We start from the raw sequence: 23,860 nt of genomic DNA, 5'->3' as shown, positions 1-23,860 counted from the left end.
AGGTTGCAAAGCCGGTCCGGCCTCACGGACGGGTCGCATGGACTGCCCACAGGGCATAGCGGCCCATGACCCGGTGTTCGACCTGCACATCCGTGAAATGTGCTGCGCGGCAAAGGTTCGCGAAGGCCTCGGCTTGTTCCCCGGTCCATCCGTGGCTGCCCAGGCCGGTAACCTCGGCCTGCACCGCCCGCTCGACCGTGAGGAATCGGCCGCCGGGTTGCAGCACGCGATACGCCTCGGACAACCCGCCGGTGACATCGGGCCAGTGATGCACGGTGGCCACCGCCCATGCCGCGGTGACCGCGCCGTCGGATAGCGGGAGATGCTCCGCGACTCCCGTCGCCCAGCGAATGGTCTTCCCGCGCACGAAGACTCGGGCCAGGCGCAGCATCGACGCGGACGGATCGACGCCGGTCACCCGCGCCCCGCGGCGCGCGGCCGCCTGCACCGCGCCGCCGGGCCCGCACCCGATGTCCAGGACGTGGTCGGCCTTCGTCACCGCGGCCAAGTCGGCCACGATGCGGGCACGGCGACGACCCAGGGCAAGCATGACGAATCCCATGGCGAGGCCGATCGGTCCGGCGAAACCGCGGTGGTCGGCGTGATGGTTGACGACGGGAGCCAATGGGGCATTCATGGTGGATCTCCTCGGAAGTGGTTGTCTCCCGCCACCTTGCAGGTTCAAGTCGACTTGAAGTCAAATAGTGGGATGGATCTGATCCCGATCGGTCAGGCCGCGGCGATGCTCGGCATGACCACGTCGGCACTGCGCTACTACGACGAACGCGGCCTGGTGTGCCCGACCACCCGCACCGGCGGCAAACGGATGTACAACACCGACCAGATGCGCCGTCTCGCCTTCATCAAGGTCGCGCAAAGCCTCGGCCTGCCCTTGGACACCGCCGGCGCCGTCCTCGACGCCCCCAGCCCCGAATGGCGCGACCTCCTCGCCCAGCAGATCACCGACCTCGAACGCGTCATCACCCAAGCCCGAACCGCCCAAACCTTCCTCACCCACGCCCTGCACTGCCCCGCCGACCACCCCGCCCGCGAATGCCCCACCATGCGCACCGCCCTAGACCAACTCCTAGCCGGCACCCCCCTCTCCCAACTCACCCCCGAAACATCTAGTCACCATGGGCCATGATCACGCGGCAGCACATCCCGCGTCGCCCCGCTCTGCCGTGGCCGGCTGATTCACGCAGGCGGCCCTGACACGACCAACCCGAGACCCATTTCCTTTCGCGCAGCAGCGACGAACGTATCCTGCGACCGCCACAGCTCCCTGAACAACGCCGGCGGAATCTCCTCTGAACCGTGGTTCGCTCGAGCTGCAGCGACTTGTCGGGCGGACGTGAGTACTCTGAGGCCCGCGTCCGCGGTCTCCACCGAGTCGAAGACAAGCCTCGCCCCGGTCCAGGCAGACTCGAGCCGCTCCTTGTACGGTCTACCGACTTCGTCGAAATACGGCACCAACTCATGAGCGATCCACGGATGCGGGACAGCGGAGATGCGCGCGGACGGCTCGAGTGCAAAGGCCACATATTGGCGGTACGCGGCCACGAAGTCGTGGTAGGCCGATAAACGGATATCGCGCCACTCACGCTGGTGGTCCCGCCGCCACTGACGGTCCTGATTCCGGGTGGACAGCCAACCGCCGAGTACCACTCCGCAGAGTACGGCTAATGCCGACATAGCGTTGCCCCAGATATTCATGTGTTCCTCCCACCGTCTGTCCAACAGCATGCGGCTCGAACGGTGCCGAGTGCGGGGAGTCCACCGGATTGCAAAAGAAACGATGCCGCTGCCCGAGGCACCCGCTGCTACCACCCCTCCAGACTGAGTGCCCGATACACCGCGACGACCGTTGCAGCGCCGATGATTTCGCCTCGGTCGATCATCACGAGCGCATCGGCCAGCGAAATCCACCTGATGTCCTCGGCTTCGTTGACATCAGGTGGAGTATCGGTCAGGTCTGCTCCGCGAGCGAGGAAGATCTCCTGCGGCTGGTCCAGGCTTCCGATCGACGGTTGATAGGTGACCAGATGTTCCATCGACTTCGGCCGCCAGCCGGTCTCCTCCTCGACTTCCCTCGCCGCGGCGGCGGCAACATCCTCGACACCGTCGACGTAGCCGCCAGGCAGCTCCCACACCCAGCGGTCGATGATGAACCGGTGTCGATACATCAATAGAATCTCACGACTATCGTTGAGCACCAACGTCATTGCGCAACGAGGCATTCGAATGACGTACTGTGTGAACTTCACGCCGTCAGGCAACTCGATGTCAACGGTCGACAGCCTGATGTGCCGATTCTCGTCGACGACGTTCTCACCATGAATCGTCCATTGGGTTCGGCTCACCAGTTCGACGCTAGCGCTACCGCACCCCTGCGACATCGCGATCCGTGCATGAACCGAGAGAAACCGGCCATAGTGGAGTCATGGCTACTGCTACCTGGAACGGCACTGTGATCGCGCAAAGCGACAAGACCGAGGTCGTCGAAGGAAACCACTACTTCCCGATCGACTCGGTCAAGACCGATCTGCTCAGGGACTCCGACACGCACACCATCTGCCCGTGGAAGGGCACCGCCAGCTACTACACCATCGAAGTCGACGGCGAACGCAACGAAGACGCCGCCTGGTACTACCCCGAAACCAAAGACGCCGCCAAAAACATCAAGGGCTACATCGCCTTCTGGCGCGGCGTCCACATCGAAGACTGACCCGACGAAGATCGTGTCGCCCGCATGCCTCGGCCAGCGGGCGGCACCGTCCAGAACGCCGACTATCACATGTACGTGATATCCTGAGGTAGTGGAGCTATTCGAGATCTATCTTGACGACGAAGTGCTCGAATTCCTCGATACCCTGTCGATTCTCGACCTCGCCCGCGCTGATACCGCTGCCGGGTACCTCGCAGAACATGGCCCGACGCTCAGCGAACCTCACTGCCGCTATCTCGGCGACGGCGTCCGTGAACTCCGCTTCCGGCTCAGCGGTGACCGGGCGACCCGCATGACGTACTGGTTCCCGCCGAAAGCGGGGCCGTTGGCGATCCTTCTCACCGCCTTCCGCAAGACCAAACAGGTGGAGAGTCAACAGGTCATGAGGGCGAAGCACGCACGCAAAGTCTGCGAGACCGAGCATGACCTCAGCTTCCACACCACGTTCGAAACGGAGTGATCGTGACAGCCACAGAGACCAAGACCAAAACCACCGCGAAGAAGACTCGAAGCGAGCTCACGGCCAGTCTCGCCGCCAAACGAGCCACTCCCGAATATCGGGCGGCAGCAGCAGCATTCCGACTGGCTGCCGAGATCGGTGACGCGGTCCGGGCTGCTCGAGAGGCGCGCGGCTGGACCCAATCGGAGCTCGCCGAGCGGGCTGGATTGAAGCAGCACGCGGTGTCCCGGCTGGAGTCCGGCGACGTCGTGCCCACCTTGAAGACTCTGCTGCGGGTTTCAGACGCCCTCGAGGTGGAGATCGTCACCGTCAAGCACGTGGCCTGAACGGGCCGTCGAAACAAGAAGCCCCGCACCTGTCGGAACAGGGCGGGGCTTTGGCGGTGGCGGAGGGATTTGAACCCTCGGAGGGGGGTTACCCCTCACACGCTTTCGAGGCGTGCTCCTTAGGCCGCTCGGACACGCCACCGCCGACAACCATACCGGACCCTGGGCTGATCGTTAAATCCGCAGGGAGAGGGGGTGGGGGGTCAGCGTTGGGTGTGGAAGAAGGTGGTCAGGAGGGTGGTGCAGTCGGACTCGAGGATGCCGCCGCGGACCTGCGGGCGGTGGTTGAGGCGTTGGTCACGGACCACGTCCCAGAGCGAGCCGACGGCACCGGTCTTGGGTTCCCATGCGCCGAAGAGGAGACGGGACACCCGGGCCAGCACCAGGGCCCCCGCGCACATGGTGCAGGGCTCGAGGGTGACGGCGAGGGTGGCGCCTTCCAGACGCCAGCCGTCGCCGTGGATCTCGGCCGCGCGACGCAGCGCCAGGACCTCGGCGTGCGCGGTGGGATCACCGAGCGCCTCCCTGGCATTCGCTGCGCGGGCGAGTTCCCTTCCGGCGGAATCGAATACGACGGCACCGACGGGGACGTCGCGGGGGTCCGCGGCGGCGGCCGCGGCGATCGCGGCGCGCACCATGTCGGTGTCGGAAGGGAAGGGTTCCGCGGCCACGTCAGCGCGGCAGCTTGTCCAGCACCGCCGAGAGTTCGTCGGCGAAGCCGAGCCGTTGGGCGATCATGCCGAGCTGCTCGTCCGGGTAGAGGTCGGTTTCGGCGAGGATCACGCTGAGCACCGGTTCGGGCAGACCCAGATCGGCGAGCACGCCGAGGTCGCCCTCCTCCCACGGCTCGATGTCGTCGAGCTCGTCGGGATCGATGTCGGGGATTTCCACGTTCAGGGCTTCGAGCACGTCGGCGGCGATGTCGTAATCAATGGCGGCCGTCGCGTCCGATACCAGCATCCTGGTGCCACTCGGCGCGGGGCGAACCACGATGAAGAACTCGTCGTCGATGTCGAGCAGGCCGAATACCGCACCCGAGCTGCGCAAAGCCTTCAGTTCGTTTTCCGCTGCGGACAAATCGGTGAGTGCCGCCTGGCTCAGCGGGCTGCACCGCCATTTGCCGTCTTCGCGGACAACCGCCACTGCGAACCCTTCTACGTCGTCGTAATCGTCCGACGTCGCCCTATTCGTGCCCGAGCGCTGTGCTGCCATGGCCGCAACGGTAGTCTGCTCGAGCGGAAATGTTGAAGTCGTATGCGAATCTGTTGGGGTGACTGCTGCCCCGAAAGCCTCCGTTTGTGTCCTCGGAACCGGTTTGATCGGCGGTTCTCTGCTGCGTGCCGCGGTCGCGGCCGGCTATGACGCTTGGGGTTTCAACCGTTCGGCGACCGGCGCGGGCGCGGCGCGGGCGGACGGATTCGATGTCACCGAAGATCTGCCCACCGTCCTCACCAGGGCCGCTGCGGCCGACGCGCTGCTGGTTCTCGCGGTGCCGATGCCCGCGGTCGGCCGGCTGCTCTCAGCCGTCGCGACGTTCGCGCCGCACTGTGCGCTGACCGACGTGGTGAGCGTCAAAGCCCCGGTCGCGGCGGCGGTGCGCAAGGAAGGACTGGCGGCCCGCTACGTCGGCGGTCATCCGATGGCGGGCACGGCCGAATCCGGCTGGGCCGCTACCGATCCCGAGCTCTTCCGGGACGCCGTCTGGGCGGTCGGCGTGGACGAGGGCACCCGCGCCGAACCGTGGACCACGGTGACCCGGCTGGCCCTGGACTGCGGTGCGGTGGTCGTCCCGGTGGTCGCCGACGAGCACGACCGCGCGGTGGCCAGGATCTCGCATCTGCCGCATGTGCTGGCCGAGGCGCTGGCGGTGGCCGGCGCGGCGGGCGGCGATCTCGCACTGGGGTTGGCGGCCGGTTCTTTCCGCGACGGCACCCGGGTCGCGGGCACCGCACCCGATCTGGTGCGCGCCATTTGTGAACCGAATTCCGGCGCCCTGCTCGACGTGCTCGACGAAACGCTCACACTGCTCGGCGCGGCCCGCGACTCGCTGCGCGCCGACAATTCCCTGGCCGAGCTGGTCGAGGCGGGACACGACGCCAGGCAACGCTACGAAACCGCGCAACGCTGGGAAATCACCGATATCCACCCCGGCGACCACAATTGGCTGGCGAAGTTGCGCGACGCCGGACAACGCGGCGGCGTCATCACCCGACTGAACTAGTGCCGTGTCCTGGAGAGCAGCGAATTGCCGGACTCCGGATTATCAGATGCGTTCGGCCAGGCCCGGGTAGTCGAGCAGGAAACCGTCGGCATCGACGGTGACGGTCGCGCTGGACACCGGCGACAGCACGCTGATGCCGTCGGCCGCCGCGCTGTAGGTCAGGCTGGCTTCCTGGACGAGCAGGTCCGGCAGCCGCACATAGACCACCGGCACCTGCACATCATGCACCGCGTGCTGCAGGTCGAAGCGCCGGATCGGCAGCGTGTTGAAGAACGGGCTGAGCACCACGTCCACGTCGAGCGCGCCCGCGAAGGTGGAGCGGACGTGGCTGCCGCCCGCGTCCACCAGCCAGTAGTTCTCCTCGTCCCGGGCGATGGACGCGTGCCGTTCGCCCGCGGCCGTGGTGGTGCGCAGCGAGAGGCGTTTGGTGGCGCCACTCTCGTCGGTCACCAGGTCGTAGGACGCGCTGAAGGCCGGGTGGTCGTCGCACGCGCCGCCGATCATGCGACCGGCGGCGCGGATGCGGTTGCCGTTGAGGGTCACGCGCACCGATTCCATCCGGGACGCGTTGTGCGCGCGCCAGGTGAGAATCGCCGGCCAGCGGGAGGCCGGTGGCGTCTCGTTGCCGGTGGCTTGGCTCTCGGAGGCTGGGATCGTCACATCTCTACCGTAAGCGACGCCAGGCCGTTGCCCGCACCACACCGGGCCCGCATCACACCAACGACTCGCGCCACGCCGCGTGCAGGCTGGCGAACTTGCCGGTGCCCGCGATCAGCTCACCGGGGGTGCCGTCCTCGGCGACACGGCCCGATTCCAGCACCAGCACCCGGTCGGCGATGGCCACCGTGGACAACCGGTGCGCGATGATGATCGCGGTGCGGTCGCGCAGCACCGTCTCCAGTGCCCGCTGCACCAGCCGCTCGCCCGGGATGTCGAGGCTGGACGTGGCTTCGTCCAGCACGATCACCGCCGGGTCGGCGAGGAACACCCGGGCGAAGGCGACCAACTGCCGCTGACCCGCGGACAACCGGCCACCCCGCTTGCGCACATCGGTGTCGAAGCCCTCCGGCAGCGCCTGCACGAACTCGTACAGACCGACCGCGCGGGCCGCCGCGAACACCTCCGCGTCGGACGCGTCGGGCCGGCCGAGCCGGATGTTGTCGGCCACCGAACCGGAGAACAGGTAGGACTCCTGGGTGACCATCACGACATTGCGGCGCAGGTCGGTGTCGGTGATCCGGCGCAGATCGATCCCGTCGAGGGTGACCGTGCCGCTGGACGGGTCGTAGAACCGGGTCAGCAGCTTGGCCAGGGTCGACTTGCCCGCGCCGGTCGCACCGACCAGGGCGACGACCTGTCCCGCGGGGATATCGAGACTGAACTCCGGCAGCACCTCGCGCTCGCCGTAGCCGAACGACACCCGATCCATCCGGACCGCGCCGGTGCCCTTGGTCAGCGACACCGGCTCGGCGGGTTCGCGCACCGAAGGTTCTTCCTCCAGCACGCCGGAGATCTTCTCCAGCGCCGCCGCGGCGGACTGGTACGAGTTGAACACCTGCGCGAGTTCGTCGAGCGGACCGTAGAACTCGTTGAGGTACAACAGGTATGCCGCGAGCACGCCGAGCGCGAGGTTGCCCTCGATCACCAACCAGGCGCCCACCACGATGATGATCACCCGGGTGATGTTGCCGATCACCCGGGTAAGTCCCGCGTAATCGCCCATGCCGCGCATCGCGGCCGTGGTCGCCCGCTGGAATTCGGCGTCCTCGTGCGCCAGCACCGACTCGTTGCGCTGCTCACGCCGGAACGTCTGCACCGCGCGCATGCCGCCCATCGACTCGACGAACTGCACCACCACCTTCGCGATGGCGCCGCGGGTCCGGCGGTATCCGGCGCGCTGCCTGCGCTGGGCCCAGCGGGTGACGAGCACCAGCGGCACGAAGCCGATCAGCACGATCGCGGCCAGCGTCAGGTTCAGGTAGATCAGCAGCACCGCGATGGTGAGCACCGAAAGGATCGCGCTGAGCGCCTGATTCAGCGCGCTCTCCAGCAGCTCCTGCAGCGTCTCGATGTCACCGGTGAGCCGCGCGACCACCTTGCCGGAGGTGTACTTCTCGTGGAAGGCGACGCTGAGCCGCTGCATATGCGTGAACGAGCGCACCCGCAGGTCGAACAGCACGCTCTGGCTCAGCCGGCCGGACACGCGCAGGAACAGGAACGTGGTCGCGACCCCGAGCAGGACCGCGCCGAGATACCCGCCGACCGTCCAGGCCAGCGGGGTCCAATTGCCTTTGCGCCCTTCGCTGATGCCGGTGTCGAGGCCGTGCGCGACGAACAGCGGCGCCGAAACCATCGCGGCGTTGTCCACCACGATGAGCACCAGCGCCAGCGCCGCCAGCTTGCGGTACGGCCGGATCAGGTCGAGCAGCAGCCGCCGGGATCGACCGGCCAGCACCAGGTTTCCGGCCTGGGTGACCTCCTTGTCCTCGCTCGCGATGCCGCGCCAGTCGGCGGCCTCGTCCCGCGCGGGCGGGGTCACGGACGAATCCGGCTCCGGTACCACGTCTTTCGACGTGACGGTTTCTGTACTCATTGCTGCTCACCTCCCATCAGTTCGCGATAACGGCTGCTGCTGCGCAGCAGTTGGTCGTGGGTGCCCTCGGCGACGATCCGGCCCTCGGCGAGCACCGCGACCCGGTCGGCCAGCGCCGCCGTCGACGGGCGATGGGCGACGAGCAGGGTGGTCGCGCCGGCCAGCACCGTGCGCAGCCGCTCCTGCACGCGTTCCTCGGTCTCCACGTCCAGCGCGGACAGCGGGTCGTCGAGCACCATGATCCGGCTGCGGCGGTGTTCACCCACCCCGTCGCCTCCTGCCGTCTCGCTGTGCGCAGCATCAGCTTTGCCTCCGCCCGCGAGCGCACCCGCTCCGCTCAGCACGGCGCGGGCCAGCGCGAGCCGCTGGCGCTGGCCGCCGGACAGGCTCAGGCCCTGCTCGCCGATCCTGGTGTCCAGGCCCCAGGGCAGTTCGTCCACGAACTCGCTTGCCTGGGCGACGTCGAGCGCGCGATGCACATCGGCGTCGGTGGCCGACGGGTCGCCCAGCGCGACGTTCTCGCGCACGCTCGCAGAGAACAGCACCGGCTCCTCGAAGGCCACCGAGACCAGCGACCGCAGGTCGGCCAACCGCATGTCCGCGATGTCGATGCCGTCGATGGTGATCGCGCCGCCGGTGACGTCGTAGAGCCGTGGGATCAGGTTGAGCAGCGCGGTCTTGCCGCTGCCGGTCGCGCCGACCAGCGCGACCGTCTCACCCGGCCGAATTCTGAGCGAAACATCTTGCAGCACTTCTGCTTCTGCGTCGGGGAAGCTGAATTTCACGCCGTCCAAACGCAGTTCGCCGACGATCTGCGCGGGCAGCTCGACCGGATCGGCCGGGTCGGTGATGTCCACCGGGGTATCGATGATCTCCCAGTAGCGGTCACCCGCGGTGCGCGCGTCGTTCCACTCGGCGAGCAGGAAGCCGGTCCAGATGATCGGCCACTGCAGGAAATTCGCCAGTGTGATGCCCGCGACCAGGGTGCCGAGCGTCATCGTGCCCTGCACCACCGACCAGGCGCCGAAACCGAGCGCGAACACGATGGCCAGCTGCGGCATGCCGGTCATGGCCGACCACAACCGGGCGTCCAGCCGGACCTTGTACAGCTCGGTCTGCTGCAACTCGCGCGACTGCGCGCGGAACCGGCCGCCGAAGAACACACCGCGGCCGAACGCCTTGAGCACCCGCACGCCCTGCGCCGATTCCTCGGCGGTGGTCGCCAGGTCGCCCGCCTGGTCCTGCGAGCGGCGCGACGCCTTGGCGTACTCCCGCTCGAACCGAACGGCGATGTAGGTCAACGGGATCGAGATGATCAAGAACAGCAGGCCGATCTGCCAGTTCAGCCACAGCAGGGCGAGCAGGCCGACCGGGATCAGCACCATGTGCAGGATCAGGAACGGACCGGCGAACGCGACGAAGCGGCGCATGGTGGCCATATCGTCGACCGCGCGGGACAGCAGCTGACCCGACTCCCACGCGTCGTGCCGTCCGATCGCCAGCGTCTGCAGCTTGCGGAAGATCTTGGCGCGCATGGTGATCTCGAACTCGGTGGCCGGCTTCGCGACCAGCCAGCGCCGCCCCCACACCCCCGCGGCGTCCAGCAGGCCGAGCACGAGCACGAGCAGCGCGGGCCACAGCGCCCCGCCGAAATCCTTCCTGGCGATCGGGCCGTCGACGATCCGCGCGATCACCAGGGGAATGGCGATCGCGGTCAGCGACGAGAGGATCGCGAGCACGGTCGCGCCGAGCAGCGCACGCCGGTGCGGGCGCACATACGGCCAGAACCGCCGCAGCGAATCCAGGCGGCCCGGCGCCGATGCGGCGGGCCGCTGCGGTCTGTCGGCCTCCGGATCGGCTGTCGCGACGTCCAGTGCGACTGACATAGCTCCCCCTAGAGGTCTGTGGCTGGCGATGGAAAGAGACGGGACGCCCGCTGATGATGGCATCGGGGTCCGACAATCCAGGGTGGCATCAACATCCACATCAGCCAACCGATTTTCCGCGCCGGCCGATCCCCGCACATCGGCCTTCGTGCTGGATATCACCCCCGCCGCACACCTTGTCGCCGTCATGAACCCAGTCAACAACCCGAAGTAACCTCGAGGTCAAGAAAACCGGCCGGGCCGCTGTCCGTGATGGACAGCGGCCCGGCCGGTCGGGGTGTCGCGCAGCGGGTTAGCGGACGCCCGCGCTTTCGGCCTCGCGCTCCTGCGGTGCGTCCGGGAACGCCTGCTGCTGGTATCCGCCGCGCAAGGTGCCGTCCAGATACGCGGCGCGGCAGGCGCGCCGCGCGATCTTGCCGCTCGACGTGCGCGGGATGGAGCCCGCGGGCACGAGCAGCACGTCGCGCACCGTGACGCCGTGCCGCTGCGAGACGGCCGCGCGCACCACATCGGCGACCGGCTGGGTCTCGAGTTTGCCCGCGCCCGTATTGCGTTCGGCGACGATGACCAGCTGCTCGGAGGTGTCGTCGGCGTCGAACCGGAGCCCGGAGTGGCTGTTCTTGTCGAAGACCAGCGCGGGCAGTTCGTTGGCCGGCACCGAGAACGCGGCCACGAAACCCGGCCGCAGCGCGGTACTGGACTCCTGCGCGGAGAACTCCAGATCCTGCGGGTAGTGGTTGCGGCCGTCGACGATCACCAGGTCCTTGACCCGGCCGGTGATGTAGAGCTCGCCGTCGAGGTAGGCGCCGTAGTCGCCGGTGCGCATCCAGTTCGCGTCCTCGGCGGTACCGGTCGCGTGGCTGCCCTCGGGCAGCCGGGCGGTCAGCTTGGCGCGGAAGGTGGCGGCCGTCTCCTCCGGACGCCCCCAGTAACCGATGCCCATGTTCTCGCCGTGCAGCCAGATCTCGCCGACCTCGCCGTCGCCCCGCTCGACCCCGGTGCTCGGATCGACGATCGTGGCCCACTGCGACAGCGCGACATAACCGCAGGAGACCTGCGCGATCGAGTTCTCCGCGCCCTCCTCGACCTCGACCATCCGGCCCGAATTCAGTTGCGCGCGATCGACGTACACGACCCGCGCCTCGTCCTCGGCCTTGGTCGCCGAGACGAACAGCGTCGCTTCCGCCATGCCGTAGCAGGGTTTGATCGTCGTCTTCGGCAGCCCGTACGGGGCGAACGCCTCGTTGAATTTCTTCATCGACGACACCGAGACCGGCTCGCTGCCGTTGATCAGGCCGATCACGTTCGACAGGTCGAGTTCCTCGCCCGGCTTCGGCTTGCCGCGGGCCGCCGCGTGTTCGAACGCGAAATTCGGTGCGGCGGCGAAGGTTCCGGCGCCATCCGAGGCGGCGGCCAATTCTTTGATCCAGCGGTACGGCCGCCGGACGAACGCGCTCGGCGACATGATGGTGATGAATCCGCCGCCCACCGTCGGCAGGATCACGCAGAGCAGGCCCATATCGTGGAACAGCGGCAGCCAGGTGACGCCGCGGGAATTCTCGGTGACGCCGATGGCGTCGATCATCTGCAGCAGGTTGGTGCCCACCGCGCGGTGCGTGATCTCCACGCCCGCAGGCGTTCTGGTGGAACCGGAGGTGTATTGCAGATAGGCCACGCTGTCGATATTGATATCCGGGCGCACCCAGGTCGCGCCGACGCTGTCCGGAATCGCTTCCACCGCAATGATTCGCGGCCGCTGCGGCGCGGGCAGGTGTCGGAAGAAGTTCCGCACGCCCCCGGCCGCGGAGCCCACCGTGAGAATCGCCGCCGGCGTGCAGTCGCCGAGCACCGCGGTGAGCCGATCGGTATGCCCCTGCTCCTCCGGATCGAACAGCGGCACCGCGATATTCCCCGCGTAGACGGCCGCGAAGATGGACACGACATAGTCGAGTCCCTGCGGCGCCAGAATCGCCACCCGGTCGCCCGGCTCGGTCACCTGCTGCAAGCGTGCCGCGACGGCACGCAATCGGACGCCGAACTGCCGCCAGGTCAGCTCGTGGTACTCACCGTCGCGTTCCCGCGAATAGTCGATATAGCGGTAAGCGAGGTCGTCGCCGTTCTCCGCACTGTGTTTGTCGACGAAGTCGATGAGGGTCTTGTCACCGCGGATCTTGATATTGCCCTGGTCATCCAAATAGTCGTCGAAAGTCTCGTCGATCATCGCCTTATCCTTTTGCCAAAGCACGCACTCAGGCCGTGCAGTTACACCGAACACAGGTCGATAACGAAGCGTCGGGAAGGCTAGCAGGTGCGCCGCCTTCCGTCGCTCAGTACCGCCCGAAGGCGATCGCCACGTTGTGTCCTCCGAAACCGAAGGAGTTGTTCACGGCGTAATCAATCCGCCCGGTCCTGGCTTGGCCCTTGACGACGTCGAGGTCGATTTCCGGGTCCTGATTGTCCAAATTCAGTGTGGGCGGCACGATCCCGTCGCGAATGGACAGCACGGTGAGCACCGATTCGAGCGCGCCGACCGCGCCGATCGAATGTCCGAGGGCCGACTTGGGCGCGTACACCGAGGTGTGATCGCCGACCGCGGCCGCGATGGCCTTCGCCTCGGCGGTGTCGCCGATCGGAGTCGCGGTGGCGTGCGCGTTCACATGCGTGATGTCGCGCTTGGACAGCCCGGCCTTCTCGATCGCCTTGGTCATCGCTCGCGCGGCACCCTTGCCCTCGAGCTCGGGCGCGACCAGATGGAACGCATCGGAGGTGATGCCCGCGCCCATGATGCGCGCGTGGATCGTCGCACCGCGTGCCTTCGCGTGCTCCTCGGTCTCGATCACCATCATCGCGCCGGCCTCACCGAAGACGAACCCGTCGCGGTCCTTGTCGAACGGGCGCGAGGCGTTCTTCGGGGCGTCGTTGCGGGTGCTCATCGCGCGCATCATGGTGAACGCCGCGATCGGCACGGCCTGGATCGAACCCTCGACGCCACCGGTGACCACCATGTCCGCGTCACCCATGACGATCATCTGCCAGGCGTTCGCGATCGCCTCGGAGCCGGAGGAGCACGCCGACACCGGAGTCACCACACCTGCCCGCGCCCCGAGTTCCACGCCGACACAGGCGGCCGAACCGTTCGGCATGATCCGCTGGATGGTCAGCGGCGAAACCTTGCGGTAGCCACCGTGTTCCAGCCGGTCCCTGGCCCCGACCAGGTATTCGCTGCCGCCGATGCCGGTACCGATGGACACGCCGAGCCGGTCCTTGTCGACCTCCGGGCTGCCCGCGTTGCGCCACACCTCGCGGCACAGCACGGTCGCCATCTGCTCCACGTAGGACAGGTTGCGCACCTCGTTACGGGTGAGGCAGTCCGAGGGCGAGACCTTCAGGTGCCCGCCGATGCGCACCGGCAGCTCGAACTGGTCGATGAAAGTGTCCTCCAGGACATCGATGCCGCTCTCCCCGTTGAGCAGGCCTTTCCAGGTCGAATCGACGTCACCGGCGATCGACGTGGTGGCCGCCAGGCTGGTGACGACCACGTTGGGAAAGCTCCTGTTTTTCGAAGGTACCTGCATGTTCGCTCACTTTCCCTAGCGTGACGACTAAGAAATCTGTCGAGCCGAAAACCTGGTGGAGCAATGGCATTTCGTCCGCGGACGCGCCGGAGAAACCGGGGCGGCATCCGCGCGGAGCACGCATGAACGCAGGCAGAAACGCCCGCCGAGCCTGTCATCAGGGCCGCACGTGATCGGCCGATGAGCATTATCGAGGAGCAGCAGACCGATCATCTTGCTGACACGCGGACCGTACCAGGCGCACCACCACCGGTGCCGTCCGCTGCCCGTCATCGCGTTGTTCGCGGACGGCGCCGGGCAACTCGAGTAACCTGCTACCCCGGGCACGGGGCGCGAGGTCGGCGCGACCCGGCCACTGAGGCGAGGAAGGACGGTCGGTGACGGGCGCGCGGATGGTCGGGCTGTTCGCCGGGATCGGCGGGCTCGAGCTCGGTCTCGGGCACAACGGCTGGCAGACCGAGCTGCTGTGCGAGGTCGACGCCGGCGCGCAAGGTGTACTGGCCGCGCAATTCCCTGACGTGCCGCTGCACTCCGACATCACCACGCTGCGCGCGATCCCCGCGGGCACCGAGCTGGTCGCGGCCGGGTTCCCCTGCCAGGACCTGTCCCAGGCCGGCCGGACTGCGGGTATCACGGGGAAACGCTCCGGCCTGGTGGACGAGGTGTTCCGGTTGGTGCGGCGCAAACGCGGGCCGCGCTGGCTGTTGATCGAGAACGTGCCGTTCATGCTGCAACTCGGCCGGGGCGCGGCGATGCGGCACATCACGACGGCGTTGGAGGAGCTCGGTTACACCTGGGCCTACCGGGTGGTGGACGCGCGCGCGTTCGGCCTGCCACAGCGGCGTCAGCGGGTGCTGATGCTCGCCTCGCGCACCGAGGACCCGCGCGGGGTGCTGTTCGGCGACGACGCCGGGCCGCGCATCGTCGGCGACGCCGACCACGACCCGTGCGGCTTCTACTGGACCGAAGGCGTACGTGGCCTGGGCTGGGCGGTGAACGCGGTACCGACGCTGAAGGGCGGCTCGGCACTGGGGATCGCCAGCCCGCCCGCCGTGCGCCTGCCCTCCGGCGAGATCGTCACGCCCGGGCTGGTGGATGTGGAACGGCTGCAAGGCTTCGACCCCGACTGGACCGCGCCCGCCGCGGACGTGCCCGGGGTGCGCAAAGGACATCGGTGGAAGCTGGTGGGCAACGCGGTGAGCGTCCGGATGGCCGGCTGGGTGGGCACGCGGCTCAGCGCACCGCTGGACCCCATCCCGGGCGATCAGCCGCTACCACCCGGAACACCGTGGCCCGCCGCAGCCTGGGGACACAACGGCGTCGCCTACCGCGTGCCGGTCTCCACCTGGCCGGTGCACGAACCCTACGAGGACCTGCGGAACTACCTCACCGACTCCCGCCTGCTGTCCGCCCGCGCCACCGCCGGCTTCCTCCGCCGCACCACCATGGGCAGCCTCCGCTTCCCCCCAGGCTTTCTCGACGACGTAGAAAGCCACCTCCACCGCATGGGCGGCTGGGCCGCATGAGCCCGGATCCGGCAGACAGGCGCACACCGAGCACTCCCCCGCCGGACGATTCACCCACAGGCGTCACCCCCAAGCCCGCGGAGCACGGCGAACCACGCGAACAAGAAAGGACCGCCGCGCATACCGACAGCGGGAGCGGTGCGAAACACGCGCGTGCTACCTCTGCGGCAGACAACGAACCGCCGCGCGCGGGAAATCGCACGCCGCGCGGGGACTCGCCGACTGACACGCGCGCGGGGAGCGAATTGGTGCGCGCGGAGGGGCGCGAACCACGAAAACGAGCGACGGCGTCCACCCACGCGGACAGCCAGGACGACGTCAAAGAGAACGCGCCACCCACGCGATCACCCGCCAACCGCGCGGGGAGCGAAACGGCACGCGCAGAGAACGGCGAGCCGCACATGCGGACGCCGACCGACGTCCACGCGGACAACGAACCGCCCCGCGCGGGAAATCGCGCGCCGCGCGAGGAATCGCCGACTGACACGCGCGCGGGGAGCGAAACAGTGCGCGCGGAGGGTCGGGGGCGTCCGGTTACGGATGCGGCGACCAGTGCGCGGATGGCGCGGCAGCGGCGGAGTGGGACCAAGCCGGAGTTGGCTTTGCGCAAGGAATTACATCGGCGGGGGCTGCGGTACTTCGTCGATCGGGCACCGATCCGCGGGCAGCGGCGGCGAGCCGACCTGGTGTTTCCCCGGCTACGCGTCGCGGTCTACGTCGACGGCTGTTTCTGGCATCGGTGTCCGCAGCACGCCACCGATCCCCGCAACAACGGCGAGTGGTGGGCCGCGAAACTGGCCGGGAACGTGGCGCGCGATCGCGCCACGGACGCGGCGCTGACCGAGGCGGGCTGGCAGGTCATCCGCGTGTGGGAACACGAGGACGCAGTCGCCGCAGCGGACCGCGTCCAAGCGGCCCTGCGCAGCTGAACACCGCGACACACCGTCCAACGGAGGACGCCGTACGCCGAATCCTGGCGGGTCGAGTACACGAGGCCGTGCGTTCGCGGCAATCGCTGGCCGCCGGAATCGCTGGGCCACAAGGCCACAAGGCCACAAGGCCACAAGGCCACGGATGCTAACCCTGGTGCTGGTCGAGGGTGACGGGCGCGAAGCGCAGCACCGTAGCTCCAGGACCCTTCAAGATCAGGGGGAACTGGTGGCGGTGGCTTCTTGGGCGATGCCGCCACCAGTTCCCCCTGATCTTGGTCGCTCAGCAACCCGGCATACGCGCGGTAACGGGCCGTCGAGCGGCACGGCGGTAGGCCGTCACTGGGCGCAGCGGCGAATCGTGACGGTCTACTCACCGGCAGACCGTCACCCGGCGTAGCGGCGAGTCGGCAAGCGACGCGGCGGGCCGCCGAGGACGGGCGCGGCGGGGTGAGCGAGGGTTGCCGACAGGCCGAGCCAGGCCCTGGGGGTCAGCGGTTGCGGACTCGGACGAGGGTGCGGGGCGCGTGGGCGGCCACGTAGCTCGACGCCACCATTACGGACATCACCGCGAGGGCGGCGGCGGCTGTTGCGTAGCCGATCATGGGAACCTCCTTGGGAACGCTTCCCTGCCCAGGGTGGCCACCGAACCTGACAAGAGCCTGTGTATCGCTTGGCAATGCCGTGTGACAGCCGAGACACGCTGGCCTACCGTTGGTCATCGGTCCAGCGGCAGGCAGGAGAATGGTTCCGTGACTGGTAGCCGGAAGATCGCCGAACGGCGCGTGCGGGTGGCGTCCTTGGTGATCGCGGCGGCCATCCTGATCGCGGGGCTCTGTTATTCGTCCTGGGTGCTCGAGTTCTTCCTGAAGCTCGATATCGACCCGGTCAACTCGTTCCTCAGCGAACTGGACGCCGAAGGCAAGCCCTACCGGCAGGTGTTCGCGACCGCCGACAAGATCGTCGGCGCACTGCTGATTCCCGCCGCGATCGGCGGTCTCCTGCTGTTCCCGCGTCGCCGGCTCACCACCGTGGGCTGGGTCGCCCTGTTCTGTTTCGGCGCCGCCACCATTGCCGATGTGCTGTTGCCCTTGCGCGATTGCGCGAAGGGCGACACCACGTGCGGCGGGGGCGGCAGCGAGTTGTTCCCGCAGTTGCACCAGCCGCACGCGCTGTCCAGCACCATCGCGGTGACGTCGATCGCGGTCGCGACCTTCGCGTTCAGCTTGGCCGCTTTCCGCTACCACCGCTGGCGGATCCTGCGCGAGTTCGGCCTCGTGGTTCTCGTGCTCGGGTCGGCGGCCACCGTGTGGATGCTGGTAGCCGACAACTTGCCCGGCAACTATGCCTTGGGCATCGCCCAGCGCATCCAGGTCAGCTCGATGTCACTGTGGCTGATCACGCTGGCCGCCGCGGTGATCTTGGAAGGCCGGGAATGGACCGACCCGGACCCCGACGAAGTTACTTCACCGTCAGCTTGATCGTGTGGCTGTCGGTCTTCGCCGGCAACTTGGTGGTGTCGACGAAGAGGATCTCCCCGCTGTCCTGCACGCCGTTCGGCAGCGTCTTCGGCTTCAGCCCGAAGGGCGGCTGCTCGCCGGTGCTCGCGGCCAGACCGAAGTCGCTGTCATTGGCGATGTAGAGCGTCTTGCCGCCGTCCGTGGTGGCGACGCCCTCGATCTTGTCGTGGCCGAAGAACTTTCCGTTCGCGTCGAGTTCTTTCACCAGGGCGCCGAGATCGAGATTCTTCGGCTTGGCCGCCGGGGTGATCCCGGCCTTGGTGAGCGCGGCGACGCCCTCCGCGGTGGTGACCGAACCGACCAGCGCCTCCGGCGACTTGCCGTCGACCTGCAGCCCGCGCTCCGGGTCATACTGCGCACCAGGAACTTTCGCGTCGGGACCGATATCGGTCGCGGCCGCGATGTCCACCGTCCACAGCTTCTTGTCGCCCTTCGGCGCCAGATTCCCGTCCCGCTCATCGATCAGGAACGTGGTGGCACTGAGCGCGGTGATCTCCGAGTCGGCGACCTTGGTGCTCTTCGGGTTCTCCAGCGGGACCACGAATTCCTTCAGCGCCTTCGTCTTCAGATCGACGGTGACGATGCGGGTCAGCGGAATCTCCTTCGCGGAGCCGCTGAGGCCGGGAGTGTTGAGCGCGCTCTGCATCAGGCCGACAAGGGTGCTGCCGTCAGGGGTGACCGTCAGACCCTCCATGCCCTGGTTCGGCGTGCGCAGCGAAAGCTCCTTGGGCAGACCGGAACCCGGGGCGAGGCGTTCGATCTCGGCCCCCTTCGCATCGAAATGCACCAGGAACGGACCGTATTCGTCGGACACCCAGAAGGTGCCGTCGGGCAGTGCGACCAGACCCTCCGGATCGAGGCCGTGATCGGTGGGCGGCAAGACGTTTCCGGCGAGATCCTTGATCGTCTCGCCGGTGCTCGCGGCCACATCGACCTGGCCATTGAACGGGACACCGGCCTTGGTGCGCAGCTCGATCGTGGATTGCAGCACCGCGCGGGTGCCCACCAACGTGAATCGGCCGATCTTCGGCACGAAAGCCGGTGTCGGCGAGAGCTTCTCGTTCTTGCCGGGACCGTCCACGTTCGGCCCGCGGTCGGTCAGCCCGTAGAACTCGTCCGTGCTGCCCGGCACCGGCGTCCACGCCGAGCCGAAGCCGCTGCCCTGCACCGTCGTTCCGCCGAATTCGCCGAGCGCCGGAATGTCGGTGGTGTACAGGCGAACCGCGTCGGTGGTGGTCACCTCGAAGGTGTCGGCACCGGTGAAGCCGGGGTTCGGCGTGTACACGAGCGCACCGTCGACGCGACGACTCAGTGTGCCGTGCGCCGGGTCGGCGAGTCCGACCGCGGCACTGCCGCCCGTCTTGGCGAGCAGGTCATCCAGCGAGATCACCAGCGGCTGCCCGGCGGTCGCGGTGAAATCCACCCCGCTGTCGGAACTGGAGCAGCTTGCGGCCAGTACACCGGCACAGAGGACGGCAACGGCGGTGATGCGAGGACGAGATCGATCTTTCACCCGGAATGCCTACCGCGCCGATCCGAAATCTGGACGACGCGCGGGTGACAACTCGGTGCCGGTTTCCGCTCGGCTAACCCCGAAAAAGGCGATGACCGTGCCGATCGCACCGTGCGATGCTGTCGCCATGACTGCTCGCGTGAACATCGCCTCCGGCTCTGAATTCGAAGATCGCGTCGGCTACAGCCGCGCCGTCCGGGTAGGCAACACAGTCGCGGTGAGCGGCACCACCGCCTCGGTCACCGGCGGCACCGCGGTCGGCGGTGACGATATCGGCGAACAGACGCGCGAGGTGCTGCGCCGTATCGCCGCCGCCCTCACCGAGGCCGGGGCGAGCCTGTCCGATGTGGTGCGCACCCGCATCTTCGTCACCGATATCTCCCGCTGGGCCGAGGTCGGCAAGGTGCACGCCGAGGTGTTCGGCGAGATCCGGCCCGCCACCTCGATGTACGAGATCAGCGCGCTGATCACGCCCGCACTGCTGGTCGAGATCGAAGCGGACGCGATCATCGGCGGGTAGCCGGGCGGCCGCCCGCCATCATTTTTCGGCGGTCCGCGAGCACGGTCGCTAGGGTCGCAACTGTGACCAGCGACGCTGAGCAATCCCCAGTTTCACTCGACGTACTCGCCGAGGCGACCGACCGTCTCCTCGACACCATCCGCAAGCTGAGCGACGACGACCTGACCGGCCCGTCGCTGCTGCCGGGCTGGACCCGCGGCCATGTACTCGCCCATCTCGCGCGCAATGCCGACAGCGTGCTCAACCTGCTGCTGTGGGCGCACACCGGGGTGGAGATCCCGCAGTACGCCAGCATGTTCCTACGCGACTTCGATATCGAGGCCGGGGCGCCGCGACCGTTGGACGCGCAGCTCGCCGACAACGAGGCCGCGGCGAAACGCTGGGCGGCGGTGGCGAATTCACTGACCGATGCGGCCTGGCACGCCGAAGTCCGTACCCGGCAGGGCCGTCCGATTCCGGCGACCGAGGTGCGCTGGATGCGCCTGCAAGAGGTGGAGATTCACCACGTCGACCTCGATGCCGGGTTCTCGCCCGCCGATTGGCCCGCCTCGTTCGTCGCGCGCATTCTGGCGCAGGCCACGGTCGACATGAACCGGATCACCGCCGCGGCGACCACCCCCACGCCCACCTTCGAGATCCGCTCCACCGACACCGACTTCGTCGGCTTGGTCGGCACCGCCACTCCGTCGAGCACCATCACCGGCACCGCCGCCGCACTGGCCGCCTGGCTGCTCGGCCGCTCCCCCGGCGCCGATCTCTCCGGCGAACTGCCGCCCCTGCCGGACTGGAAGTAGCTGCTGGACAAGCGATCACCAGGTAATGGTGGCGGCGGCCTCTCGACCGATGCCGCCACCATTACCTGGTGATCTTGTGATCAAGTCCGATGGAAGTGCTCCACCGCCTCCTGCACGCGCAGTCCCGCCGCGAAGTCTGCGAGGGTCGAGGCTTCGCCGCGGATGGCGGCGGCGAACGCGGTCAGCCGCGTGTGCTCGGTGCCGCGTGCGCCGTCGAGCGGGTGCTCCTGCCAAGCGGTGCCGGTGCTGACCTCGAGGCGGGACCAGTCCGTGAGTCGATAAGAACGCTTGGTGCCGTACAGGATCCACTCGTACGTTTCCGGCGCGGCCGCGACCAATCCGGTGATCGTGACCGGAACCGCACCCGCGGTGTACAGCCCGTGCGCGCTGAGTTCGGCGTCCGCGCCGTAGGCGATTCGGGTATGCGCCGGCGTCAGCGGACCCAGCAGCCGGTCGGTCAGGAAAAGAAAGTGCGAACCGACCTCGCGCAGTAGTCCGCCCTGTTCGCGACCCGCGACCCAGCGGGCATCGCGCTGGAAGGCGCGCGGCCATTCCGGGAACGTGAAACGCATATCCACAGCGACGATTTCACCCGCTTCGCCGTCGTGCACGGCTCGCAGCACCGCAACGGCCGCCGCTCGATCGGACAACGTGAAATTGAGCGCGTTCACCGCACCGGTTTCCGCCGCGACCCGCACCATGTCCGCGCCGTCGGCGAGCCGCGCCGCGAGCGGCTTCTCCGAGAACACCGCCTTGCCCGCGTTCATGGCCGAGATCGCATAGGACGCATGCGTATTCGGCGGCGCCGCGATGTAGATCGCGGTCAGGCGATCATCCTGAACCAGCGCCGCGGGATCAGGTCCGACCGCGACATCGGGATACTGCGCGCGAATCCGTTCGACCGTCGCCGCGTCGGGATCGGCCGCCGCGACGACGTCGAACTCCGGATGCCGGTGCGCCACTTCGAGCATCTCGGTGCCCATTACGCCGAGGCCGATGATGCCCAGGCGGATGCGGGAATTGTTGACCATCTCGCCAGCCTGGACGGCATTCTCGGCCGGGGCAAGCGGGGGCGGGACGGGAAAATAAAGTTCAGCGCGCCGGTGACGTCGGTCAGCGGAAGGTTTCGTACAGTCGCGCGTCGACCATGATGCCGAAGTGGCCGGTGATGAACTCGTTGCATTCAGCGTGCGGATGGGTCTGGGTGGCATCCATTTCCGGATGCGGGCCCGCGTAGGCGTGCCGCTGACTCGACTGCCGGTAGGGGCCGATCCCCGGGTTGCGGCCGATCGAAATGCCGATGCAGTCCGCTTCCACCGTGAAGAAGCCGTCGCCACCGGGACAGAAGCCCGTCGCGCCGGTCAACGTGCGATCGAGCGTGCAGTCTCGCGGTTCCGCGGCCGCGGGACCAGCGGTGACGATGGCCGAGGCCACCGCTGCCGCGAGCAAGGTGGACCCACTGATGAAACGAACCCAGCTGCCTGTCATTCGAAACTCCTTTTCTACGGGTACCGCGTCAACCTAGCGAAGCCCCGCCTTCGAATATTTCGAGAGCGGGGCTTTGCTGGATGAGCGATGGGGGTGTTCAGACGGCGGCTCCCAAACCTGCGGCGATCAGCGCGGGGATCATGTACATCAGCGGGAACGGAATGTGCGCGTAGGCACGGGCTTTGATGTTGGTGATCACCGCTCCACCGAAGTAGAGCACGATCCCGATAGTAGCGGCGATTCCGATCACAGGAAAGAACAATCCGGCGACAAGTCCCACGGCGCCGGCGGCTTTGGCGATGCCCAACCAGGTCCACCACGACTGCGGCACACCGTATTGCACCAGCGGATCCACCACCCAGGCGGCACGGAAGAAGATCGACGCGGCCGAGAAGCCCACCCAGGCGGCGGCCAGAATCGTGACGATGACATAAGCGGCGTGCATTGGTTCGTGCTCCTCGTGCGGTGTTCAAGGTCGGACACCGAGTAGACGAAGCACGGGAACCATGTGTGACATGCCGCCCGGATCGTCAGTGCGCGGACCTCACGCTTCCCCGCTGAAGTCGCGGCGGACGAAATTGGGGCGGATGTCGAGATCGGGTGGGTCGTAATAGCGGTGGAACGTGGGGGTCAAGCCGGAAGACAGGGGCGGGTTGATCCAACTCCAGTCGGTGGGACAGGCACGGCCCGCGGACTTTTCCCGTTCGACGTGATCGCAGAACTGTTTCGCCACCGTGTGATGGTCGACCAGGTACACGCCCGCCTTGCGAAAGCTGTAGAGGACCGCGCGGTTGAGCTCGACGAGGGCCAGATCCCGCCACAGGTTGCGCTCGGATCTGGTATCCAGGCACATCATTTCGGCGATGAGCGGCAGCATGTTGTAGCGCGTGGTGTCACTGAGGTTGCGCGCGCCGATCTCCGCACCCAGGTACCAGCCGTTGAACGGGGCGAAGGGATAAGTGACACCGCCGATTTCGAGGTTCATGTTGGAGACGGCGGGGACCGCGTGCCAACGCAGGCCGAGGCCGGCGAACCACTCGAACTCCGGGTGCTCCAGCTCGACTTCGCGCGCCAGTTCGGGCGGGACGTCGAACCAGCGTATCGGTTCGTCGGGCGTGCTGATCAGCAGCGGCAGAATGTCGAAAGGTGTTCGCGCGCCGCGCCACCCGAGTTTCATCGCGAACTCGGTGAGCGTGATGTTGGCGGCGTCACCGGTGACCGTGCCGTCGCCGTTGCGGTACCCCGCGTACCGGATGAGCTGCGGGCTGACGATGCGGAACTCCCGCCCGTCTGCTTGGCGCGGTGGGCCGACGGTGATCATCGACTGAATGGCACCGCCGTTGGTGGCGACCCGCAGGTGCTCCCAGCAGACCTCGGCCAGGTCGCGCGCGGAACGCACCTGCCGGGCGTCGAGCAATTTCAGTGAGCGCCAATGTTTTCGGCCGACACAGCGGGCGTGGTTGCGCCACGCGAGCTTGGCTCCGATCAGGATTTCCTCGGCGGTTTGCAGATAGCAACCGGTCTGTTCCAGGTGGTGCAGCACGGTGCGGCGGCGCTGTGCCGGTAGGTGCGCCAGCTCGGGCATGCGGAAGAATTCGTCGCACTCACGAAGTCTGCGCTTCAGATCGTTGCTGAAAGGCTTTGTGTCAGCGGTGGTTTCGAGCGGTGACGCGGGTAACACAGGGTTCACGGTTTTCTCCGGTCGGGCATAGATACTGCGGTGAAACAGACAATTTCGAGCAGGAGAATTCGCGCAGACGCGCAGCCGATATCGCCTACCC

At 67.5% G+C, this 23,860-nt stretch carries 25 protein-coding genes and 1 tRNA gene; 10 read left to right on the top strand and 16 right to left on the bottom strand.

Annotated elements, in window-relative coordinates:
* Positions 1-22: 22 nt before the first annotated feature.
* Positions 23-637, bottom strand: coding sequence for a class I SAM-dependent methyltransferase (locus tag NVU01S_RS12190; RefSeq protein ID WP_043681122.1), 615 nt, complete (start codon positions 635-637; stop codon positions 23-25).
* Between the two features lie 72 nt (positions 638-709).
* On the opposite strand from NVU01S_RS12190, the gene NVU01S_RS12185 reads away from it, so the two are divergent.
* Positions 710-1,147, top strand: coding sequence for a helix-turn-helix domain-containing protein (locus tag NVU01S_RS12185; RefSeq protein ID WP_043681121.1), 438 nt, complete (start codon positions 710-712; stop codon positions 1,145-1,147).
* Between the two features lie 50 nt (positions 1,148-1,197).
* Here NVU01S_RS12185 and NVU01S_RS12180 read toward each other — a convergent pair whose 3' ends face one another.
* Positions 1,198-1,716, bottom strand: a complete 519-nt coding sequence (locus NVU01S_RS12180; RefSeq protein ID WP_156161959.1) for a hypothetical protein — start codon at positions 1,714-1,716, stop codon at positions 1,198-1,200.
* A gap of 107 nt (positions 1,717-1,823) precedes the next feature.
* A complete protein-coding gene (locus NVU01S_RS12175) occupies positions 1,824-2,363 on the bottom strand; it encodes an NUDIX domain-containing protein (protein WP_043681148.1) in 540 nt (179 codons plus the stop codon).
* Between the two features lie 80 nt (positions 2,364-2,443).
* Between NVU01S_RS12175 and NVU01S_RS12170 the strand changes: the two genes are divergently transcribed.
* The 3 genes from NVU01S_RS12170 to NVU01S_RS44795 all read left to right on the top strand — a co-directional run bounded on the left by NVU01S_RS12170 (position 2,444) and on the right by NVU01S_RS44795 (position 3,514).
* Positions 2,444-2,728: a DUF427 domain-containing protein gene (locus NVU01S_RS12170; RefSeq protein WP_043681119.1), complete on the top strand. Its 285-nt coding sequence runs from the start codon at positions 2,444-2,446 to the stop codon at positions 2,726-2,728.
* Positions 2,729-2,819: 91 nt separating this feature from the next.
* Positions 2,820-3,188 (top strand): type II toxin-antitoxin system RelE/ParE family toxin, encoded by a 369-nt coding sequence (locus tag NVU01S_RS12165; protein WP_043681118.1) that lies wholly within the window; start codon positions 2,820-2,822, stop codon positions 3,186-3,188.
* 2 nt (positions 3,189-3,190) lie between these two features.
* Complete coding sequence (locus tag NVU01S_RS44795; RefSeq protein WP_043681145.1) at positions 3,191-3,514, top strand: helix-turn-helix domain-containing protein; 324 nt, start codon at positions 3,191-3,193, stop codon at positions 3,512-3,514.
* A gap of 51 nt (positions 3,515-3,565) precedes the next feature.
* On the opposite strand, the gene NVU01S_RS12155 is transcribed toward NVU01S_RS44795, so the two are convergent.
* The 3 genes from NVU01S_RS12155 to NVU01S_RS12145 all read right to left on the bottom strand — a co-directional run bounded on the left by NVU01S_RS12155 (position 3,566) and on the right by NVU01S_RS12145 (position 4,726).
* Positions 3,566-3,656: transfer RNA gene (locus NVU01S_RS12155), tRNA-Ser, on the bottom strand.
* 61 nt (positions 3,657-3,717) lie between these two features.
* The gene (locus tag NVU01S_RS12150; RefSeq protein ID WP_043681144.1) at positions 3,718-4,152 is read right to left on the bottom strand and encodes a nucleoside deaminase; all 435 of its coding nucleotides are present in this window, start codon (positions 4,150-4,152) and stop codon (positions 3,718-3,720) included.
* Between the two features lie 34 nt (positions 4,153-4,186).
* A complete protein-coding gene (locus NVU01S_RS12145; RefSeq protein ID WP_029894770.1) occupies positions 4,187-4,726 on the bottom strand; it encodes a tRNA adenosine deaminase-associated protein in 540 nt (179 codons plus the stop codon).
* Between NVU01S_RS12145 and NVU01S_RS12140 the strand changes: the two genes are divergently transcribed.
* Entirely contained in the window at positions 4,725-5,735 is a 1,011-nt protein-coding gene (locus NVU01S_RS12140) for a prephenate dehydrogenase (protein ID WP_209444891.1), read from the top strand. The two genes, NVU01S_RS12145 and NVU01S_RS12140, sit on opposite strands and share 2 nt — an antisense overlap.
* A gap of 42 nt (positions 5,736-5,777) precedes the next feature.
* Here the strand turns inward: NVU01S_RS12140 and NVU01S_RS12135 are convergent, their stop codons facing one another.
* From NVU01S_RS12135 to NVU01S_RS12115, 5 genes are all read right to left on the bottom strand, one after another.
* Positions 5,778-6,395 carry a putative glycolipid-binding domain-containing protein gene (locus NVU01S_RS12135; protein WP_014981038.1) on the bottom strand — a complete coding sequence of 206 codons (618 nt, stop codon included), beginning with the start codon at positions 6,393-6,395 and terminating at the stop codon, positions 5,778-5,780.
* A 52-nt stretch (positions 6,396-6,447) separates the two neighbouring features.
* Complete coding sequence (locus NVU01S_RS12130) at positions 6,448-8,328, bottom strand: ABC transporter ATP-binding protein (protein ID WP_052281342.1); 1,881 nt, start codon at positions 8,326-8,328, stop codon at positions 6,448-6,450.
* Positions 8,325-10,214, bottom strand: coding sequence for an ABC transporter ATP-binding protein (locus NVU01S_RS12125; RefSeq protein ID WP_043681112.1), 1,890 nt, complete (start codon positions 10,212-10,214; stop codon positions 8,325-8,327). The genes NVU01S_RS12130 and NVU01S_RS12125 overlap by 4 nt, the downstream gene beginning before the upstream one ends.
* Positions 10,215-10,506: 292 nt before the next feature.
* Positions 10,507-12,435, bottom strand: a complete 1,929-nt coding sequence (gene fadD32, locus NVU01S_RS12120; RefSeq protein WP_043681141.1) for a long-chain-fatty-acid--AMP ligase FadD32 — start codon at positions 12,433-12,435, stop codon at positions 10,507-10,509.
* Between the two features lie 106 nt (positions 12,436-12,541).
* Positions 12,542-13,789: a KasA/KasB family beta-ketoacyl-ACP synthase gene (locus tag NVU01S_RS12115; protein ID WP_014981034.1), complete on the bottom strand. Its 1,248-nt coding sequence runs from the start codon at positions 13,787-13,789 to the stop codon at positions 12,542-12,544.
* A gap of 392 nt (positions 13,790-14,181) precedes the next feature.
* On the opposite strand from NVU01S_RS12115, the gene NVU01S_RS12110 reads away from it, so the two are divergent.
* The 3 genes from NVU01S_RS12110 to NVU01S_RS12100 all read left to right on the top strand — a co-directional run bounded on the left by NVU01S_RS12110 (position 14,182) and on the right by NVU01S_RS12100 (position 17,725).
* Positions 14,182-15,315 (top strand): DNA cytosine methyltransferase, encoded by a 1,134-nt coding sequence (locus NVU01S_RS12110; RefSeq protein ID WP_175068891.1) that lies wholly within the window; start codon positions 14,182-14,184, stop codon positions 15,313-15,315.
* A gap of 560 nt (positions 15,316-15,875) precedes the next feature.
* Entirely contained in the window at positions 15,876-16,244 is a 369-nt protein-coding gene (locus NVU01S_RS12105; protein ID WP_029894786.1) for a very short patch repair endonuclease, read from the top strand.
* Between the two features lie 752 nt (positions 16,245-16,996).
* Entirely contained in the window at positions 16,997-17,725 is a 729-nt protein-coding gene (locus NVU01S_RS12100; RefSeq protein WP_063776067.1) for a DUF998 domain-containing protein, read from the top strand.
* Here the strand turns inward: NVU01S_RS12100 and NVU01S_RS12095 are convergent.
* Positions 17,706-19,277, bottom strand: coding sequence for an esterase-like activity of phytase family protein (locus NVU01S_RS12095; RefSeq protein WP_307681704.1), 1,572 nt, complete (start codon positions 19,275-19,277; stop codon positions 17,706-17,708). The genes NVU01S_RS12100 and NVU01S_RS12095 overlap by 20 nt on opposite strands.
* Before the next feature lie 127 nt (positions 19,278-19,404).
* On the opposite strand from NVU01S_RS12095, the gene NVU01S_RS12090 reads away from it, so the two are divergent.
* Together NVU01S_RS12090 and NVU01S_RS12085 are read left to right on the top strand one after the other, a co-directional pair.
* Positions 19,405-19,797, top strand: a complete 393-nt coding sequence (locus NVU01S_RS12090; protein WP_043681138.1) for a RidA family protein — start codon at positions 19,405-19,407, stop codon at positions 19,795-19,797.
* Between the two features lie 62 nt (positions 19,798-19,859).
* Entirely contained in the window at positions 19,860-20,591 is a 732-nt protein-coding gene (locus NVU01S_RS12085) for a maleylpyruvate isomerase family mycothiol-dependent enzyme (protein WP_043681104.1), read from the top strand.
* An 80-nt stretch (positions 20,592-20,671) separates the two neighbouring features.
* Here the strand turns inward: NVU01S_RS12085 and NVU01S_RS12080 are convergent, their stop codons facing one another.
* The 4 genes from NVU01S_RS12080 to NVU01S_RS12065 form a co-directional block, all read right to left on the bottom strand.
* Positions 20,672-21,622, bottom strand: a complete 951-nt coding sequence (locus NVU01S_RS12080) for a Gfo/Idh/MocA family protein (protein WP_043681100.1) — start codon at positions 21,620-21,622, stop codon at positions 20,672-20,674.
* 82 nt (positions 21,623-21,704) lie between these two features.
* Complete coding sequence (locus NVU01S_RS12075) at positions 21,705-22,079, bottom strand: hypothetical protein (protein ID WP_043681098.1); 375 nt, start codon at positions 22,077-22,079, stop codon at positions 21,705-21,707.
* A 97-nt stretch (positions 22,080-22,176) separates the two neighbouring features.
* Entirely contained in the window at positions 22,177-22,524 is a 348-nt protein-coding gene (locus NVU01S_RS12070) for a DoxX family protein (RefSeq protein ID WP_043681095.1), read from the bottom strand.
* Between the two features lie 99 nt (positions 22,525-22,623).
* Positions 22,624-23,703, bottom strand: a complete 1,080-nt coding sequence (locus NVU01S_RS12065) for a nitric oxide synthase oxygenase (RefSeq protein WP_156161961.1) — start codon at positions 23,701-23,703, stop codon at positions 22,624-22,626.
* Positions 23,704-23,860 lie beyond the last annotated feature (157 nt).

The sequence above is a fragment of the Nocardia vulneris genome (genome assembly GCF_001613425.1).
Lineage (GTDB): Bacteria > Actinomycetota > Actinomycetes > Mycobacteriales > Mycobacteriaceae > Nocardia > Nocardia vulneris.
Note: the sequence above shows the minus strand (reverse complement) of the source record. Positions and strands in the feature narration are given on the sequence as shown.

What these genes read in the sequence shown, in the direction of transcription:
- NVU01S_RS12150 (WP_043681144.1), bottom strand. Translation starts at nt 4,152, where the DNA reads ATGGTGCGCGCCGCGATCGCCGCGGCCGCCGCCGCGGACCCCCGCGAC.
- NVU01S_RS12185 (WP_043681121.1), top strand. Translation starts at nt 710, where the DNA reads ATGGATCTGATCCCGATCGGTCAGGCCGCGGCGATGCTCGGCATGACC.
- NVU01S_RS12110 (WP_175068891.1), top strand. Translation starts at nt 14,182, where the DNA reads ATGGTCGGGCTGTTCGCCGGGATCGGCGGGCTCGAGCTCGGTCTCGGG.
- NVU01S_RS12170 (WP_043681119.1), top strand. Translation starts at nt 2,444, where the DNA reads ATGGCTACTGCTACCTGGAACGGCACTGTGATCGCGCAAAGCGACAAG.
- NVU01S_RS12070 (WP_043681095.1), bottom strand. Translation starts at nt 22,524, where the DNA reads ATGCACGCCGCTTATGTCATCGTCACGATTCTGGCCGCCGCCTGGGTG.
- NVU01S_RS12080 (WP_043681100.1), bottom strand. Translation starts at nt 21,622, where the DNA reads ATGGTCAACAATTCCCGCATCCGCCTGGGCATCATCGGCCTCGGCGTA.
- NVU01S_RS12180 (WP_156161959.1), bottom strand. Translation starts at nt 1,716, where the DNA reads ATGAATATCTGGGGCAACGCTATGTCGGCATTAGCCGTACTCTGCGGA.
- NVU01S_RS12090 (WP_043681138.1), top strand. Translation starts at nt 19,405, where the DNA reads ATGACTGCTCGCGTGAACATCGCCTCCGGCTCTGAATTCGAAGATCGC.
- NVU01S_RS12130 (WP_052281342.1), bottom strand. Translation starts at nt 8,328, where the DNA reads ATGAGTACAGAAACCGTCACGTCGAAAGACGTGGTACCGGAGCCGGAT.
- fadD32 (WP_043681141.1), bottom strand. Translation starts at nt 12,435, where the DNA reads ATGATCGACGAGACTTTCGACGACTATTTGGATGACCAGGGCAATATC.
- NVU01S_RS12115 (WP_014981034.1), bottom strand. Translation starts at nt 13,789, where the DNA reads ATGCAGGTACCTTCGAAAAACAGGAGCTTTCCCAACGTGGTCGTCACC.
- NVU01S_RS12075 (WP_043681098.1), bottom strand. Translation starts at nt 22,079, where the DNA reads ATGACAGGCAGCTGGGTTCGTTTCATCAGTGGGTCCACCTTGCTCGCG.
- NVU01S_RS12140 (WP_209444891.1), top strand. Translation starts at nt 4,725, where the DNA reads ATGGCCGCAACGGTAGTCTGCTCGAGCGGAAATGTTGAAGTCGTATGC.
- NVU01S_RS12105 (WP_029894786.1), top strand. Translation starts at nt 15,876, where the DNA reads ATGGCGCGGCAGCGGCGGAGTGGGACCAAGCCGGAGTTGGCTTTGCGC.
- NVU01S_RS12125 (WP_043681112.1), bottom strand. Translation starts at nt 10,214, where the DNA reads ATGTCAGTCGCACTGGACGTCGCGACAGCCGATCCGGAGGCCGACAGA.
- NVU01S_RS12190 (WP_043681122.1), bottom strand. Translation starts at nt 637, where the DNA reads ATGAATGCCCCATTGGCTCCCGTCGTCAACCATCACGCCGACCACCGC.
- NVU01S_RS12145 (WP_029894770.1), bottom strand. Translation starts at nt 4,726, where the DNA reads ATGGCAGCACAGCGCTCGGGCACGAATAGGGCGACGTCGGACGATTAC.